Raw genomic sequence first — 17,253 nt, 5'->3', positions numbered from 1 at the left:
AAAATACATTACTGGGGGGAGCTATGTTAAAAAATATAGTATTAATTATTCTATGCAATTTATTAATGTATTTTGTCATAATGATAGTCACAAGAATTAATAAAAGAAAATTTAATAAGCATTCTACTGAGAGAAGTAAAGAGAACAAGATAAAAGAATTAAATTCAAAAGTAAGTTACTTAGAAAAAAAATTATTTGTTCAAGATATTTTAAATCATATAAATATAGAAAGTGAGATTAATGAAAAAGTCTACTATGCGAATAAAATCATTGAAGCATATAAAGATGAACCTATAGGATACTATTTTAGAGGGAATTTATATATGAAGTTTGAAATGTATGAAGAAGCAATAAAAGATTTTGATAAAACTATTCAGCTTGATAACAATTATAAGGAAGCATATAGATGTAAAGGAGTTTGTTTATCTCGACAAGGTTATTATTATGACGCTATACAAAATTATAAAAAGGCTATAGATATTGATGAAAATTATGAAGTTGTTCACTATAATATGGGTGTTTGTTATTCTAAATTAAAAAAATATATAAAGGCTATAGATTCTTATACAAAAGCTTTAAACTTGGATCAAAACGATATTAGTGCATATTATAATCGAGGAAGAAACTATAGTAGGATAACTAGATATGAAGATGCTATAGGAGATTTTACAAAAGCCATAGAGTTAGAAAAGTTTGATGATAGATTATATTATAATCGAGGAATTGCTTATTCACTTTTAGAAAGGCATGAAGAAGCATTAAAAGATTATAAAGAAGCTATTGATATTAATCAAGACTTTGCAGATGTATATTATTATGCAGGTTTTTCTTATTATTTATTAGAGGAATATTATGAGGCTATAGAATATTTTGATACAGCTTTAGAAATGAATAATGAATATGAGCAAGCCTACTATGGTAGAGCTTTGGTGAATTTAAAAATAGATAATTACAAAGAAGCAATAAAAGATCTTAATGAAGTGTTATATTTAAATGATAATAATGCAAATGCTTATTATAAAAGGGCTTTTGCTTTAGATAATTTAGAAAGACATGAAGAAGCAATAAAAGATTTTACAAAAGCTATTGAATTAGACTATAAAGATGAAAATATTTATTATAATAGAGGTACTTCTAAGTCACTAATAAGGGATTTAGAAGGTGCTAAAAAAGATTTAACTACTGCTTTAGCATACAACTCTGAAGAGTTTAGGATATATGATGTAAGAGGTATGGTAAATTTAGAGCTTGAGGAATATGAAGAAGCCATAGATGACTTCACTTCTTCATTAGGTTTGCTTAAAAGTTCCATATCATATTACTATAGAGGTTTAGCATATTATGAACTGAGACAATATAATAATGCCATAGCTGATTTTACAAAGTCCATAGAAATAGATCCAGATGATTTAAAAGCATATCAAAACAGAGGAGATGCCTATTGTAATATGGGAAATTATGATGAAGCAATAAAAGATTTTGCTATGGTATCTCAATTGGAAGAAGATTTAAAATAAAATTTTAGGTACTAAATCTTGTAAAAGATATAGTACCTTTTTTATTTATTATTGTTATCATAAAAACCATTTTTTACTTCATATAATCCTATGAAAAATAAAAATATTCCAAAGGCTTTTCGTAGTATTTCTGAATTTAGATATTCAGCCAATAAAGAGCCACCTATGGCAGCAGCTATACCAAATATTGCTATGGGAAGTACTAACTCGTATATTACATTTTTATTTTTTATATGGATAATTAATGCTGCAATAGTCATGGGTATGGAAGAAATTAAGTTTATACTTTGTGCCAACTTAGGGTCTATATTTGCAAATAAGACCAAGGCGGGAATTAGTATGGTTCCACCGCCCATTCCCATTCCACCAATAATTCCAGCAAAAAATCCAATTATACCAACAAGCATTAAAACACCATCCTACATGCTGCAATTATCATTACTACTCCAAATCCAATTCTTAAAAATTTCCCATTTAATTTATTTAAAAGTTTTGCACCTATAATCCCACCAATTATACTACCTATAGCTGCTTGTACAGTTAAATTTATATCGAAGGTACCTTTTGATATGTAGATAACTGAACTAGTTGTAGACAAAAATATAATTACTGCAAGAGCAGTAGAGTGGGATTTATGTTCTTCTACCTTTAAAATATTATTTAGTATGGGAACTAATAAGGTTCCACCACCAGAACCAAAAACACCATTGATAAATCCAGTAAATAAACCTATTACAGAATTTTTAATATTAAAAGGAGTGGATTGTTTTTTCATAAAAATTCACCTACCTTGAATTAGTTTTAACCAAAACAGGAATTTTATTTAATAAATAATGAAATTCTGTTAAAAGATTATTTAATATAATGTATACAAAACATAATAAGGATATATGCTATAATAGACTTAAAAATGTTTAGTGAAAGGGGCAAAATTATGAACAGAAGTGAAAAAATTAAAAAAACTGTTGAATGGCTAAGAGAAAAAGTAAAGGAAGCTAACTGCAAAGGATTAGTAGTTGGAGTTTCAGGAGGAATAGATTCAGCAGTAGTTGCAAACCTTATAAAGAGAGCATGTCCGGATAGCTCTATAGGTGTTATAATGAGCATAAATAGCAATCCAAAAGATAGAGAAGATGCACTTAAAGTAATTGACGGATGCGGGATTGATTATATAGATATTGATTTAACAGAACCACAAATGGCAATTAGAAATATAGCGCTAAATGCACTAAAAGAAAAAAACTTATTTAATCCAGATGGAGAAAGAACGGCAGACTCAAACTTAAGAGCTAGAGTTAGAATGTGTGCATTATACACTGTTGCAAATGATTTAGGATATTTAGTTGTAGGAACAGATAATGCAGCAGAGGTGCATACGGGTTACTTTACAAAATACGGAGATGGTGGAGTAGATTTAGTACCTCTTGCAAATTTAACAAAAGCTGAAGTTTATGAATGGGCAAAAGAGCTTGGTGTACACGAAGATGTAATAAATAAAGCTCCATCAGCAGGTTTATGGGAAGGCCAAACTGATGAAAATGAAATGGGGACAACTTATAATATGATAGATAAAGTAGTTGAAGGAAAAAGAGATGAGGTTCCTCAGAAGGACTTAGAAATAATAGATAGACTTCATAGAATAAGTGAGCACAAGAGACAAGTTGCTCCTAAGCCACCAATATTTGATTAAATTTAATATAAAAATTCCAATAAGAAGTACATACATTTACTAATTTGATTTTTTATGTTAAAATTTACGGTGTTAATAACATTTAATTTTAATGTGGTAAACACATAAGAAATAAGGAGTGGAACTATGGGTCGTATAGGTAACATTATCAATAGAAAAGGTAAACAAGATGCTAAAAGAGGAGCAATATTCACTAAGCATGCAAGAGCTATAGCTGTTGCAGCTAAAGAAGGTGGAGGAGATCCAGAATACAATGCAGCTTTAAAAACAGCTATAGATAAAGCTAAAGCTGATAACATGCCAAATGATAATATAAGTAGAGCTGTAGCAAAAGGTGCTGGAGCTGGTGCAGGTGAAGACTACTTCAAAAACACTTACGAAGGATATGGACCAGGTGGAGTAGCTGTTATAGTTGAAACATTAACAGATAATAAAAACAGAACTGCTGGTAACATGAGATACTACTTTGATAAAAATGGTGGTAACTTAGGAACTACTGGTTGTGTTGGGTTTATGTTCGATAGAAAAGGACAAATATTAATAGCTGCTGAAGGTATATCTGAAGATCAACTTATGGATGATGCTTTAGAAGCTGGAGCAGATGATATAATAACAGAAGAAGACGGATTCGAAGTTGTAACAACTCCAGAAGACTTCAATATGGTTAAAGATGCACTAGTAGAAAAAGGATATGAATTCGTATCTGCTGATGTAAAATTAGTGCCTCAAACTACAACTGTATTATCAGAAGAAGGTCAAGTTAAATCTATGGAAAAATTAATAGACTTACTTGAAGATGACGATGATGTACAAAATGTATTCCATAACTGGGAACAAGCATAATAATAAATGAAATGTAGCATTTTCAATGGTTATGAACGTTTAGATATTTTGTGAATATCAAAAAATAGCTTAAATTAATGTTAATTAAGTAATATGTATGAAATGTTAATAAAATAATTATGGAATACATTGTCTTAATTACGGAATATACAAAACACTTTCTTTTATGATGTACAAACTTTTAATTAAGATGTACAGATTAATAAGGGGGTGTTTTTGTTATTAGAGAATATTATTAAAGAGTATATTTATGAGATTAGTTGATGAAAATAAGAGTATACTAGAAGATTATTATCACTTAATCTTAATAAAAAATAAAGATTATAAAAACTATTTAAAGACAAGTCATTGGAAAGATAAAAGAAAAGCTATATTAAAAAAGTAAAAAGACAAATTAAACCGAAAAAATTTTAATGAAAATATATTTGTTTAGTGTTCACAGAATAATTGTGCTATAAAATAAAAAACTTATATTTTCAACTAGTTCTTAAAAAAGCATATTTAAAGGTGTCTAGCAAAAAAGCCATTAGAATCCATTTATTTGGATTATAATGGCTTTAACTTTATATTAACTATATAACTAGTTCCTGAACTGAAATTTAAAGATGTTTAGCAAAAATCACCTTAAAATCTAAATTAATGTATTTTGAGAGCCAGTTGAAAATTTCTAAATCTTTTTATTTCTACCCGATAGAATACCAGCAAATAATAGTATAACATGAATAAATAACATAAATATAAGTGAACTACTCCAAAAATTAGTTATATCATGAATATATCCAAAAAGTATTGGACCAGTTGATGCAATAAAGTATCCTATAGTTTGTGATAATCCAGATAATGAAGATGTCTCTTTAGCACTATTTGTTCTTACAGTAAAGAATAAATAGGAAAAACTTAAACTAGCTCCTTGTCCTATTCCTATTAAAACTAGTCCTAGTGTAAGTATAATTGGATTAGTTGCAAATAAAGATAAGCATCCAATAAATGAAATTATTGTAGTTACTGCAACAAACATACTTTGGGTTTTCTTTTTACCTGCAATAATTGGTATAATATACATAGTTGGCATACTACATAATTGAATAATCATAAGTGCTAGAGCTGAGAAGTTTGAAGACATACCCCTATCAATTAATATAGAAGGAACCCATGCAAATAATGCATATGCTATCCATGACTGTAAGCCCATAAACAATGCTATTGCCGAAACTAACTTTGATTTTAATAAGTATGAAAGTTTAATTTCAGGTTCTAGTTGTTCTTCTTTTTCTATTTCTTCTACAGTTTTACTGTAAGTTAGCCAAAGAGCTAAAGCTATAATTACTGTTATGACAAAAAACTCAAGTGCAAATTGCCAACCTACAATAGATGCAAGAAAAATACTTAATCCAGATGCAATAGATCCAAATAACCCCATTGTTGTTGTAAAAGTTCCTGTTAATCTACCAACATCTTTTTGAGGAGCACCTTCGACGATGACGCTAGGTAAAAGTACATTAGAAATTCCTATTCCTAAAGCAACTAAGATACTACCTATAAATAAATTACTTACTGAACCTAAAGATCTTATTATTAAGCCAATTAAAAGTAAAATTAAACTTGTTGTAATTGTAATTCTTTTACCAAATTTATTATCTAATTTGGGTGCGATTATTGATATTAACCCAAATACAAATAACGGAATTGATGTTAATATACCAAATATTGAATTACCGGATGTAAAACTTTCTTTCATAGATGGAATTAATGGACCCACCATAGTTAAAGGTCCTCTTAAATTCGCTGATATAAAAATTATAGTTAATGTTAATAGTATTTTCTTTTTATTCATTTTTTTAACTCCTAGCTTTTATGAATTTACAAATCTTAAAAATTATTTGATGTATCTAATTATAGATAAGACAACAAAAAAAAGATAATACAATTAAATGCTAAACATCATAAGAAAATATTATGATGTTTAGCATTTATATTTTTTAATAGAAAGGGGGTAATGGACTATATAATACTTATAATAAAAATGAATTAGGTGGAGATATAAAATGGATTTAAGAAAATTAGAATACTTTATTGCATGTGTAGATTATAAAAGTTTTACACAGGCTGCTATTCATTGCAATATATCCCAAACTGGGATTAGCCAACAAATAAGGGCTTTAGAGGATGAACTTGGTATTGTATTATTTGATAGAAGCGGTTATCGCGCAAGACTTACCTTAGAAGGTAAAAAATTTTATAGAAGATGTAAACATATATTAGATGATTACAATAGAGCTATTATAGAAATACAAAACATAAATAAAAAATATACGTATAAGATAAAACTTGGATTATCTGAAGAGATGAAAAATAGCTATATTTATAAATTTTTACAAACTTATATAAAAAAAAATCCAGATGTAAATATAGAAATAAAGGAAGATAAACCAAATGCTATAATAAAAAATTATACTGATGAATTTCATGTGATATTAGGAAATTTAGTTGAATTAAGCAAGTTAGCTGAATTTGAAATAGCTAAAACTATTGAATGTAATATGGTTGCAATTACTAGTAATGATCATTATTTAAATGATGTAGATGAGATAGAAGGAATAGCTTTAGCATCTGAGGAAATAGTGATATTTTCAAAAGAATATAGCATGTTCTATCATGAAGAGATAATAAAAAATTTTGAAATTGATGGATTTAAACCAAATATAGTACATATAGCAGATTCTTTTTCAGAACTTATACTTATGGTATTTTTAAATAAGGGTATAGCTGTATTACCTAAGGAGTCTTTATCTAAAACTAATTTGGAAAACATAAATTTTGTCAACATTAAAAATACAAATCATAAATATAAATACTCCGCAGCTATCAATAAAAAATATATGAATAGTGAAATAAATGATTTTGTTGATGGAATGATGAATGAATTTTATGAATATCATAATAGTTGATTTCTATATGTCTAGTTACTTTATCTATGATAGGTTAGTAAATTTATTTGTTAGATTTTTTTTACTATTACACTATTAATTATATTAGACCAAATAACACTTTTATCATTTATTTATAAATATATTCAACAAAATGTTTAAGGGGAGAGAATATGGAGATTAAAGATGTGGAGTTAGCCACGGGTTTATCAGAAGATACAATTTATTTTTATGAGAGTGAAGGATTGATTTTTGTAGAAAGAAACTCTAATTTAGATAGAGAATATGATGAAGATAATATCGAACAGTTAAAATATATAAAACTATTATTAAAACTAGATATTCCAATTTATAAAATAAAGGAACTTAAGAATAAGAAAATATCTCTAAAATGTATATTGGAAGAAAAAATAAAAGAGTTAGAAAATTATAAAGTTAATATAGAAGGTAAGGAAGATGCTATTAAAGATCTATTAAAAAATATAAATAAAAAGAAAGACATAAATATAAATGAATATATAGAAGATATTGAGTGCATAGATAATGGAGAATATGCAGAACTTATATCTGATTTAGATAAAATTGCACAACGGAGTTTGATTTTTCAAATATTAATTACAATAAGTTTAATGGCACCAATACTGGGGTTTTATCTAGATATTGCAGAAAAAAACTACAGTTCAATTGGGTTTAAAGGTAGTTTATCAATAATAGTAACCATAATACTTACGTTAATTTGGAAATCTTACTTACAGCAAAAAGATAAAAAAATAAGTGGAACATTTGGATATATATTAGGTATTATTTTGGCGCTAATTTTAACTTTATTAATATTTGTAGGTATTGATTGGTTGCAGTTTAAAATATTTGTTCCAAATGATTACTTAATGTATGTATTTAAACCACCATATAGCTATACAATATTTTTATTTGAAATAGAAGTACTTATTATGATAATTGCTATTTTGTACAAAATAAGAAAATCAGATTCAGATGAACATGAATGGTCATACAATTTATTCAGTTTTATAAAAAGAAATGTTGTTAAGGTTGTAGTGTTAAATTTGGTTTTATTATATATGTGTGTTACAGGTATAACTGTCATAACTAAAGATAAAATAATAGATTACAATTTTTATAATCCTTTGGGTGTAGAGTATGCATATGAGGATATTGCTAATATTAATACTGGCTTTTTAGGCAAAAGAAAATTGTTACATGGCAATAAGGGTGATTTTTATTATAAAATAACCTTAAAAAATAAGAAAACAATCGATCTTTACCAAGCTACAAGTAACTTTGATGACACATATTTAGAACTAGAAATATTTGATAAGTTAGCCTTAGATAAAAGTAATGCAAAAAAAATATCATCTAAAGAAAATTATAAGTTATGTGATTTAGATAAAAGATATGTAGATAGGTTTTTAAGAATAATTGAAAATTAAAATAGATAGATTTTTATAATATTCCTATAAGCTAATATACCTTAGATTATAATTTTTAATCTAAGGTATATTTTTATGTTTAAAATAAAAGAAATATTAATATATATTTAATAATAATATTATAATTTAATTAGGAGAGGTGGGATTATATGAAAGAGGTTCTAAATAATCGATGCAGTGTTTGCGGTGGAAGAATAATGAGTGAAGAAGATTTAACTGTATGTGAAAATTGCGATAATATTTACCACAAGATATGTTGGCAAGAGGTAAAGGAAGAATGTATATATTGTCATAATAAAATCAAAAAAGAGGAAGTTGATAATGATAAAAGTAAATAGTAATAAATTTATAATGTAAAAGTTAGATATGGAAAATATCTAGCTTTTTTTGTGAATAAAAACAATAAAAAATTACAAAATATTCCTAAAACTATAAAATATGATGATACAATAGTATAAAGAGGAAATGACATAAAAATTAAATTTTGAGCAACAGATTTATCTGAAGTAGTAGTGAAGATATCTAGTTGGCCACATAAAGAGTTTTGCTGACATGTTGCTCAGGAGAAGTGAATTTTTTACATCGATAAAGAGCTACATATACATAGGTTTAGAATAAAAATAAAATCATGGAAATAGAAAGGGGTAAAACGTATGTTATACACACCAAAATATATTTATAATAGTGATTTAGATAAGAAGATATGTAAATGTTCAGAATGTAAAAAATATAGAATATTATATTGCCATTCCAATATGATTGAAAATAAAAAGGAATCTACTAAAGAAATTAACAGTGATATTATAGCTGTTTGTTCTAAATGTGGAAGTACATATAGATTTAATTTGAAACATTTATCAAATATAAGTGGAGATAACTACGAAGTAGGAAAAGTAAATTTCATAGAAGAAAAATATCCTCAAATAAAAGAAAATATAACAAAAAACTATGACTCTTACGAAGTTGTATCAATAATAAAATCAGAAAATTTTTTAACAAAACTTATCAAAGATGACAGAGAAGGAGATTTAAAAGTATCAGAGTATGTATTTATGGAAAAGTAGTAGAGCCTTGTATATGTAGATAAAATTATTAATAAAGGCTTAATGCCTTTATTTTTCTGAATAAAAATATAGGAGATAACAAATATGGTTACTGTTACAAAGTATTTAACACAAACGGATTTAAAAAGAAAAATATGTGATTGCAAGGAAGAAGAAAAATTAAAAGTTTTGTTTAAAGAAGTTAGTGAATCGGAGCTTAGAATTAAGCCAGAAGAAGGCATGACAGGGGCGTACATACTAAGAGAAGAAAAGATAATAGCATCTTGTAATCACTGTAAAAAAGTATATTTTTTAATGACTACATTTGAAGGTAGTATAAAAGAGCAATATGTAAGTATAGACTCTGTAGAATTATTTGATGGAAGTATGAGAGAACTTAGACAGGTTATTAATAATATATTTGATGAATATGAAAATGATATTGTTACTGTAGTAACAGATGATCATGCTATAAAAGTATTAGATAAACATGACGATGAAGAAAAAATAGTTACTAGATATGTGTATTTAAATAGAGAAGACGAAGATTTGTATAAAGATTTGATGGAAGATTAAAAAGATTGGAACTTAGGTTCCAATCTTTTTTTATGTAAAGATTATTGTAATTACTTACATCTGAAGCTCCCACAATATGTTTGTGATAAAGCATTCGCGCTATCTGCATTAGATGTTATAGATACATCTCTTAATGCGCAGATGATACCTGCATTATTTACACATGTTTTTACGTTACAACTTAGAGAACTGCATTGAGTGTTGTCTAAGGCACTATTACTAAAATCACTATAACCAGATTCGTTTACGAAAGAACTACAACAAGTGTTATTACTAGTTCTTGCTTTTTTGCCATTTACGGATATTTTATTTGCGTAACAAGTACCATCGGTATTGTGTGCACAATTATTAACATTACAACCTACTAATGCCATAATAAAAACCTCCTTTTTTTATTAATCAATAATTAGTATGGACTAAATTTACAAAAAATATGATGATAAAAAATTAAATTTGAATAATTTACATTGTATACTTTTTATTTTTATAAAAATAAAAGCCAAGACTTAGATTAAGAGATGGCTTTAAAAATTATACTTATAAAATTAAGTAAAATATTTAAGATATTAATCTATCATATAAGTTTTTTCCCATTAACACTCGAGCAATTAAAGAAGATGATAAAGGATAAGATTTTGCAGGTTGCCAAATATTAATTAAATTCTTTTCAAAATCACTTAAAGAAACAAGCTCTTCATTTTCTATTTTTAATGAATATTCCCTAGTAAAGTCTCTAATTTTTAAAAAATCTTCCAATGTAAGCTCATAGAAAAGCTGTGTACTATGTTGGGGAGGTTTTAAAAAAATTATATTTTGTTTAAACTCTATAAAGTCTAATCTATCAACCAAATTTTTAATATTTTCACTCAATAAAATCACCTCCATCTATTGAAAATAAAATATTACTTTATAATATGTATAAAACTGGGCAAATGAGACAAAAATACCTTAATAAAAGTTACTATTTTTTTCTAAAATATGAAGGAAATATATCATAAAGAATAACGTAAGTAAGGAGGTTATTTTATGTTCGAAAAGAAAAAGGAATTTTCTTGGAAAGTACCAATGTTAGTATTATTAGGAGTAATTGTTTTATCGTGTGGAATAGGTATAGGTGTAAAAGTTAAAGATACCAATCAAACTAGACAAGCCCTTCAAGCAAAAACAGAATCTAAAGAAGTTTTTAGTCTTAATACAGATTGTGAAGTTTGGGTACAAGGTCAAATAACAAGTAGTGGAACTTATGAGAGTCCAAAAATGATTGGAACTATACCAAAGGACTTATTAAATAAAAGTAAAGAAGAAATAGTGTCTTACTTCAAAGATAAATATCCAAATAAAGAAATAGCAAGTATGAATCAGTATGAAATTATTTTATGTAATTCACAGGCAAAAGAACCTTCAAAAGCAAATAAATATGCTATTGAAGAAAAAGATGGATTTGTGCATGTATATAAATATGACAAAGATGGAACAAAAACTGATTTAGAAAAAACAAATATATCAGTAGACTCTCTTCCAAAATCTGTGCAAGAGGAATTATCATCAGGAATATTAGTGAATAGTGAAGATGAGGCATACACAAGATTGGAAAATTTTGAAAGCTAATTCTTAATACATTTTCATAATAAAATAAAACACCCTTATATAAAATTTTATATAAGGGTGTTTTATTTTTTAGAAAGTTATAATGTATTTTAGCTTAGGCGAAAGTTGGAGGTGAATTTTTATAATGCATCACATCACTCTAATTTTGAAATCCTATGGTATAATATTAGAGAACATAAGTTTTGTATAAAACTTAATAGGAGGTCTTGAGTTTTATGATAATATTAGGAATAGATCCGGGAATAGCCATAGTAGGTTATGGAATAATCCAATATAAAAATAATAAATTTAGAGTTATTGATTATGGTGCAATAACAACTCCATCAACTATGGAGACAACGAAAAGATTAGAAAGAATTTATAAAGGTATAGACCTTATTATAAAAAATTATAATATAGATGAAGTTGGGGTAGAGGAATTATTCTTCAACAAAAATGTAAAAACAGCAATTACAGTGGCACAAGCCAGAGGAGTAATCTTGCTAGGGTGTTCCCATAATGATAAGCCGATTTATGAGTACACACCTTTACAAGTTAAACAAGGCGTGGTTGGATATGGAAGAGCAGGAAAATCGCAGGTCCAACAAATGGTTACATCTATGTTGAATTTAAAGGAAATACCAAAGCCTGATGATGTTGCAGACGCTTTAGCTGTAGCAATATGTCATGCTCATGCAAATAAACTTGAAAAGACATTAAAAAACATAGATATAAAATAAGGAGAAAATTATGTATAGCTATATAAAGGGAATAATAGAAGAAATTAGTTTAGATCATGTTGTAATTGAGAATAATGGTATAGGATATAAGATTAATGCTTCGGCAAATACTATAATGAAGGTACAATTAGGACATGAATGCAAAATTTACACAAAGCTTATAGTAAAAGAAGATGATATGAGCCTTTGTGGATTTTATGATAAAGAAGAATTGAGAATGTTTGAATTGCTAACATCTATTTCAAAAATAGGACCTAAAGTTGGACTTGGAATACTATCTTTTGCTTCTCCAAAACAAATCGGAGCATACATATTAAGCGAAGATATAGCAAAACTATCAAAAGCTCCAGGAGTGGGTAAGAAAACAGCAGAAAGAATAGTCTTAGAGCTTAAGGATAAAATAGACAAAAACAACGTAGAGTTCGAGGCAACTTTATTAAATAATCAGCCAGTAGCAGTTTCTCAAGATGAATCAGTAGATGCCTTAGTAGCATTAGGATATTCTTTACAAGAATCAAAAGATGCAGTACAAAAATGCAAAAAAGACGGACTAAATACAGCGGATATTATTAAAAAATCATTAAGTTATTTAATGAGTAAATCTTTAAGATAATAAAGAAAGGGGGGAAGTTAATTGTACGGATTTGAAGATGAAGACAGAATAATTACATCTAGTATGCAAAATGATGATGTGGATATAGAAAATAACTTAAGACCTAAGTTATTGGCTGATTATTTAGGACAAGAAAAAGCTAAAGAACAACTATCCATATTTATTGAAGCTGCAAAGAACAGAAATGAACCACTAGACCATGTTCTTTTATATGGACCACCTGGTCTTGGAAAAACTACTTTAGCTGGTATAATTGCTAGTGAAATGGGAGTTAACCTAAGAATAACATCAGGCCCAGCCATAGAAAGAGCTGGAGATTTGGCTGCTATACTAACGAATTTAAATGAAAATGATGTACTATTTATAGATGAAATACACAGAATAAATAGAAGTGTGGAAGAGGTATTGTATCCTGCAATGGAAGATTATTGTATAGATATAATAATAGGTAAGGGACCATCAGCTAGAAGTATACGACTTGACTTACCTAAATTTACTCTTATTGGAGCAACAACAAGAGCAGGTATGCTTACAAACCCACTTAGAGATAGATTTGGTGTTATATGCAAACTTGATTATTATACAGTTGATGAATTAACAAAGATAGTAATAAGGTCAGCCAATATACTAGGTGCAGAAATTGAACATAGAGGAGCTATGGAGATTGCCAGAAGATCTAGAGGAACACCAAGAATAGCAAATAGACTTCTAAAAAGAGTTAGAGATTATGCTCAAGTTAGAGCCGATGGAAATATAACATCAGAAGTTGCAGATCAAGCCCTAGAAATGATTGGTGTAGATAGTTTAGGATTAGACTATGTAGATGAAAAATTGTTGTTAACAATAATAAATAAATTTAAAGGTGGACCTGTAGGTTTAGACACTTTAGCTGCTTCTATTGGAGAAGATAGAAATACAATAGAAGATGTTTATGAACCATATTTACTTCAACTAGGATTTATTAACAGAAGTCCAAGAGGAAGAATAGCCATGCCAAATGCTTATAAACATTTAAATATAAATTATCCAGAAAAGTAGAATAATAATATTACTACAAATAAAAGTATAAATTCTCATAGTAGAAAAAAATTAAATTTTTTGTTATTATGGTAATTGTATGTTTAAGGTAATATATTATTGAAAGAAGGTTTAACATTGAAAACAAGCGATTTTTATTTTGATTTGCCAGAAGAATTAATTGCTCAAGTGCCTATTTTAGATAGATCTAGTTCTAAATTAATGGTATTAGACAAAGAAACTGGTGAAGTAAGTCATAAAATTTTTAAAGACGTAATAGATTATTTAAATCCAGGAGATTGTCTTGTATTAAACGATACAAGGGTTATCCCTGCAAGACTAATTGGTTCTAAAGAAGGAACTGGCGGGAAAATAGAGTTTTTACTTTTAAAAAGAAATGAAGATGATACTTGGGAGACTTTAGTTAAACCAGGTAAAAGAGCTAAGATAGGCACAAGATTCTCATTTGGAGAAGATAAACTTATAGCGGAAGTTGTTGGAATGGGCGATGACGGAGCTAGAATAGTAAAATTTGAGTATGAAGGTATTTTTGAAGAGGTTTTAGATGAACTTGGAAATATGCCATTACCACCATATATAACAGAAAGATTAGAAGAAAGAGAAAGATATCAAACTGTTTATTCTAAGCATAATGGTTCAGCAGCAGCGCCTACAGCAGGTCTACATTTTACTGATGAATTACTACAAAAAATTAAAGATAAAGGTGTAGATTTAGCTTTTGTAACTTTACACGTGGGTCTTGGAACATTTAGACCAGTAAAAGTAGATGATGTTTTAGAACATGATATGCATTCTGAGTATTATATGGTTACACAGCAAGCAGCGGATAAAATTAATAGAGCAAAAGAAAATGGTAATAAAGTAATAACAGTGGGTACAACTAGTACTAGAACTATAGAGTCTGTAGCAGATGAAAATGGAAAAATGAAAGCAACATCAGGATGGACAAAAATATTTATTTATCCAGGATATAAATTCAAAGTTGTAGATAACTTAATTACAAACTTCCATTTACCAGAGTCAACACTAATAATGTTAGTAAGTGCACTATCTGGAAAAGAGAATGTATTAAATGCATATAACTGTGCAGTAGAAAATCATTATAGATTCTTTAGTTTTGGAGATGCAATGTTTATAAAATAAATATAATGTGTGTAAAAAGGGGAGAGTGTATGATAAAAAAGCATGACAAAAGTTTGTTGAATATTTCAAAAAACTTTGAAACAGCCTTAGCAATAGTGATATTAATTCTTGTATTATTGGGTATGATGGATTTAGGAAGAAGTGTATATCTAGCTTATATAGTAGATTTTTCAACTCCAGTTCAATATAGCCAGTTAAATAGTTTTTTAGCGGAAGCATTATTGTTAGTCATAGGTGTTGAATTGGTAGTAATGCTATCTTTACATACACCAGGAGTACTTTTGGAAGTGTTATTATATGCAATAGCTAGAAAGCTTATTTTGCTTCCAAAAAGTTCTGGAATGGGAGATTTATTATTAGGAATACTTTCTATAGGTGCAATATTTGCAATTAGAAAATATTTAATGTCCCCAGAAGAAAGAGCAATGAGCCTTAGTAGGTTATATAATTTAAAAAATAATAATAGTAAAGAAAAAGAAACTTTAGACACAGAAGAAATAAATAATAATTAGTAGTTTAATATTTTAGACTATAATCAGACAGAGTAAGGAGAATAAATATGAGTGCAATAAGATATGAACTTATAAAAACTTGTAAACAAAGTGGTGCGAGACTTGGTAGATTACACACTCCTCATGGAGTTATAGAAACACCTATATTTATGCCTGTTGGAACTCAAGCAACAGTAAAGGCAATGACGCCAGAAGAATTAAAAGAAATTGGATCTCAAATAATATTAAGTAATACATATCACTTATATATGAGACCAGGTCACGATTTGGTAAAAGAAGCAGGTGGGCTTCATAAATTTATGAACTGGGATAAACCAATATTAACAGATAGTGGTGGGTTCCAAGTATTTTCACTAGGACCACTTAGAAAAATAACTGAAGAAGGTGTTCACTTTAGATCACATATAGATGGTTCTAAACATTTTATATCTCCAGAAAAAGCTATGGAAATACAAAATGCCTTAGGTTCTGATATAATGATGGCATTTGATGAATGTGCTCCATATCCAGCAGATAGAGAGTATGTTAAAAATTCATTAGAAAGAACTACTAGATGGTTAAGAAGATGTAAAGAAGCTCATGAAAATACAGAAAACCAAGCATTATTCGGAATAATCCAGGGTGGTATGTACAAAGACTTAAGAGAGCAATCAGCTAAGGAAATATTAGAATTAGATTTACCAGGATATGCAGTAGGTGGACTTAGTGTTGGAGAACCTAAAGAATTAATGTACGAAGTACTTGATTATACAGTACCTCTAATGCCAGAAGACAAACCAAGATACCTAATGGGTGTTGGTTCGCCAGATGATTTATTAGAAGGTGTAATAAGAGGAATAGATATGTTTGACTGTGTACTTCCTACTCGTATAGCTAGAAATGGTACTGCAATGACTAGCCAAGGTAAAGTTGTAGTAAGAAATGCTAAATATGCAAGAGATTTTACTCCACTTGACCCAGAATGTGATTGCTACTGCTGTAAAAACTATACAAAAGCTTATATAAGACACTTAGTAAAAGCAAATGAAATATTAGCAGCGAGACTTATATCTACACATAACTTAAGATTTTTACTTAAATTAATGGAAGATGTAAGACAAGCAATAATGGAAGATAGGTTATTAGATTTTAAAGATGAATTTTTCTCCAAATATGGGTATAAATTATAAGAAAATTGAGTTATAATGTTTATTATACTTTTGTTTTTAAGAAGTAATAAACATATGAAGGAGTGAAGCATATGAATACTCAAATGATAATGTCGATTGTTTACATGGTTGCGTTATTTGCAATTTTCTATTTCTTATTTATAAGACCTCAAAGAAAAAAAGAAAAACAATTGGATCAATTAAGATCAAGCTTAGAAGTAGGACAAATGGTTACTACAATAGGTGGAATGTTAGCAACAATAGCTAAAGTTGAAGATGAGTTTGTTGTTTTAGAAGTAGGACCAAACAGAACTAAGATGCCATTTAAAAAATGGGCTATAGCTTCTGTTGAGAAAAAAGAAGAAGATAAATAAATAGTAATTTTAAATCTCCCTAAGGAATATATATATTTCGAGGGGAGGTTTTTT

At 28.1% G+C, this 17,253-nt stretch carries 22 protein-coding genes; 17 read left to right on the top strand and 5 right to left on the bottom strand.

Features of this window, described 5'->3' with window-relative positions:
• Positions 1 to 23: 23 nt before the first annotated feature.
• The gene (locus tag K0039_RS14325) at positions 24 to 1,517 is read left to right on the top strand and encodes a tetratricopeptide repeat protein (protein WP_228105754.1); all 1,494 of its coding nucleotides are present in this window, start codon (positions 24 to 26) and stop codon (positions 1,515 to 1,517) included.
• A gap of 41 nt (positions 1,518 to 1,558) precedes the next feature.
• Here the strand turns inward: K0039_RS14325 and K0039_RS14320 are convergent, their stop codons facing one another.
• Together K0039_RS14320 and K0039_RS14315 are read right to left on the bottom strand one after the other, a co-directional pair.
• Positions 1,559 to 1,924, bottom strand: a complete 366-nt coding sequence (locus tag K0039_RS14320) for a sulfite exporter TauE/SafE family protein (protein ID WP_228105753.1) — start codon at positions 1,922 to 1,924, stop codon at positions 1,559 to 1,561.
• Positions 1,924 to 2,292, bottom strand: coding sequence for a sulfite exporter TauE/SafE family protein (locus K0039_RS14315; RefSeq protein WP_018592117.1), 369 nt, complete (start codon positions 2,290 to 2,292; stop codon positions 1,924 to 1,926). The genes K0039_RS14320 and K0039_RS14315 overlap by 1 nt, the downstream gene beginning before the upstream one ends.
• Before the next feature lie 159 nt (positions 2,293 to 2,451).
• Here K0039_RS14315 and nadE point away from each other — a divergent pair, with 159 nt between their 5' ends.
• From nadE to K0039_RS22025, 3 genes are all read left to right on the top strand, one after another.
• Entirely contained in the window at positions 2,452 to 3,207 is a 756-nt protein-coding gene (gene nadE, locus K0039_RS14310) for an NAD(+) synthase (RefSeq protein ID WP_228105752.1), read from the top strand.
• A 126-nt stretch (positions 3,208 to 3,333) separates the two neighbouring features.
• Positions 3,334 to 4,050, top strand: a complete 717-nt coding sequence (locus tag K0039_RS14305) for a YebC/PmpR family DNA-binding transcriptional regulator (protein ID WP_228105751.1) — start codon at positions 3,334 to 3,336, stop codon at positions 4,048 to 4,050.
• Positions 4,051 to 4,300: 250 nt separating this feature from the next.
• On the top strand, positions 4,301 to 4,435 hold the full coding sequence (locus K0039_RS22025; RefSeq protein WP_265589490.1) for a hypothetical protein: 135 nt from the start codon (positions 4,301 to 4,303) through the stop codon (positions 4,433 to 4,435).
• A gap of 282 nt (positions 4,436 to 4,717) precedes the next feature.
• Here the strand turns inward: K0039_RS22025 and K0039_RS14300 are convergent, their stop codons facing one another.
• Positions 4,718 to 5,884: an MFS transporter gene (locus K0039_RS14300; RefSeq protein ID WP_228105750.1), complete on the bottom strand. Its 1,167-nt coding sequence runs from the start codon at positions 5,882 to 5,884 to the stop codon at positions 4,718 to 4,720.
• Positions 5,885 to 6,095: 211 nt separating this feature from the next.
• On the opposite strand from K0039_RS14300, the gene K0039_RS14295 reads away from it, so the two are divergent.
• The 5 genes from K0039_RS14295 to K0039_RS14275 all read left to right on the top strand — a co-directional run bounded on the left by K0039_RS14295 (position 6,096) and on the right by K0039_RS14275 (position 10,044).
• Positions 6,096 to 6,998: a LysR family transcriptional regulator gene (locus tag K0039_RS14295; RefSeq protein ID WP_228105749.1), complete on the top strand. Its 903-nt coding sequence runs from the start codon at positions 6,096 to 6,098 to the stop codon at positions 6,996 to 6,998.
• A 152-nt stretch (positions 6,999 to 7,150) separates the two neighbouring features.
• A complete protein-coding gene (locus K0039_RS14290; protein WP_228105748.1) occupies positions 7,151 to 8,425 on the top strand; it encodes a MerR family transcriptional regulator in 1,275 nt (424 codons plus the stop codon).
• 149 nt (positions 8,426 to 8,574) lie between these two features.
• Positions 8,575 to 8,763: an RING finger protein gene (locus tag K0039_RS14285; protein WP_228105747.1), complete on the top strand. Its 189-nt coding sequence runs from the start codon at positions 8,575 to 8,577 to the stop codon at positions 8,761 to 8,763.
• Between the two features lie 315 nt (positions 8,764 to 9,078).
• Positions 9,079 to 9,489: a hypothetical protein gene (locus K0039_RS14280; protein WP_228105746.1), complete on the top strand. Its 411-nt coding sequence runs from the start codon at positions 9,079 to 9,081 to the stop codon at positions 9,487 to 9,489.
• Between the two features lie 84 nt (positions 9,490 to 9,573).
• Positions 9,574 to 10,044: a hypothetical protein gene (locus K0039_RS14275; protein ID WP_228105745.1), complete on the top strand. Its 471-nt coding sequence runs from the start codon at positions 9,574 to 9,576 to the stop codon at positions 10,042 to 10,044.
• A gap of 50 nt (positions 10,045 to 10,094) precedes the next feature.
• Here K0039_RS14275 and K0039_RS14270 read toward each other — a convergent pair whose 3' ends face one another.
• Complete coding sequence (locus K0039_RS14270; protein ID WP_228105744.1) at positions 10,095 to 10,418, bottom strand: DUF1540 domain-containing protein; 324 nt, start codon at positions 10,416 to 10,418, stop codon at positions 10,095 to 10,097.
• 184 nt (positions 10,419 to 10,602) lie between these two features.
• The gene (locus tag K0039_RS14265) at positions 10,603 to 10,914 is read right to left on the bottom strand and encodes a hypothetical protein (RefSeq protein WP_228105743.1); all 312 of its coding nucleotides are present in this window, start codon (positions 10,912 to 10,914) and stop codon (positions 10,603 to 10,605) included.
• A 156-nt stretch (positions 10,915 to 11,070) separates the two neighbouring features.
• Here K0039_RS14265 and K0039_RS14260 point away from each other — a divergent pair, with 156 nt between their 5' ends.
• The 8 genes from K0039_RS14260 (at position 11,071) to yajC (ending at position 17,199) form a co-directional block, all read left to right on the top strand.
• Positions 11,071 to 11,652 (top strand): hypothetical protein, encoded by a 582-nt coding sequence (locus K0039_RS14260; protein ID WP_228105742.1) that lies wholly within the window; start codon positions 11,071 to 11,073, stop codon positions 11,650 to 11,652.
• A 215-nt stretch (positions 11,653 to 11,867) separates the two neighbouring features.
• A complete protein-coding gene (gene ruvC, locus K0039_RS14255; RefSeq protein WP_228105741.1) occupies positions 11,868 to 12,371 on the top strand; it encodes a crossover junction endodeoxyribonuclease RuvC in 504 nt (167 codons plus the stop codon).
• A gap of 10 nt (positions 12,372 to 12,381) precedes the next feature.
• Positions 12,382 to 12,984, top strand: coding sequence for a Holliday junction branch migration protein RuvA (gene ruvA / locus K0039_RS14250; protein WP_228105740.1), 603 nt, complete (start codon positions 12,382 to 12,384; stop codon positions 12,982 to 12,984).
• 21 nt (positions 12,985 to 13,005) lie between these two features.
• A complete protein-coding gene (ruvB, locus tag K0039_RS14245) occupies positions 13,006 to 14,022 on the top strand; it encodes a Holliday junction branch migration DNA helicase RuvB (RefSeq protein WP_228105739.1) in 1,017 nt (338 codons plus the stop codon).
• Positions 14,023 to 14,139: 117 nt separating this feature from the next.
• Positions 14,140 to 15,165 carry a tRNA preQ1(34) S-adenosylmethionine ribosyltransferase-isomerase QueA gene (gene queA / locus K0039_RS14240; RefSeq protein ID WP_228105738.1) on the top strand — a complete coding sequence of 342 codons (1,026 nt, stop codon included), beginning with the start codon at positions 14,140 to 14,142 and terminating at the stop codon, positions 15,163 to 15,165.
• 29 nt (positions 15,166 to 15,194) lie between these two features.
• On the top strand, positions 15,195 to 15,677 hold the full coding sequence (locus tag K0039_RS14235; RefSeq protein WP_228105737.1) for a hypothetical protein: 483 nt from the start codon (positions 15,195 to 15,197) through the stop codon (positions 15,675 to 15,677).
• A gap of 47 nt (positions 15,678 to 15,724) precedes the next feature.
• Complete coding sequence (gene tgt, locus K0039_RS14230) at positions 15,725 to 16,846, top strand: tRNA guanosine(34) transglycosylase Tgt (RefSeq protein ID WP_228105736.1); 1,122 nt, start codon at positions 15,725 to 15,727, stop codon at positions 16,844 to 16,846.
• Positions 16,847 to 16,917: 71 nt separating this feature from the next.
• A complete protein-coding gene (gene yajC / locus K0039_RS14225; protein ID WP_018592134.1) occupies positions 16,918 to 17,199 on the top strand; it encodes a preprotein translocase subunit YajC in 282 nt (93 codons plus the stop codon).
• Positions 17,200 to 17,253 lie beyond the last annotated feature (54 nt).

This window comes from Terrisporobacter mayombei (genome assembly GCF_020748465.1).
Lineage (GTDB): Bacteria > Bacillota > Clostridia > Peptostreptococcales > Peptostreptococcaceae > Terrisporobacter > Terrisporobacter mayombei.
Note: the sequence above shows the minus strand (reverse complement) of the source record. Positions and strands in the feature narration are given on the sequence as shown.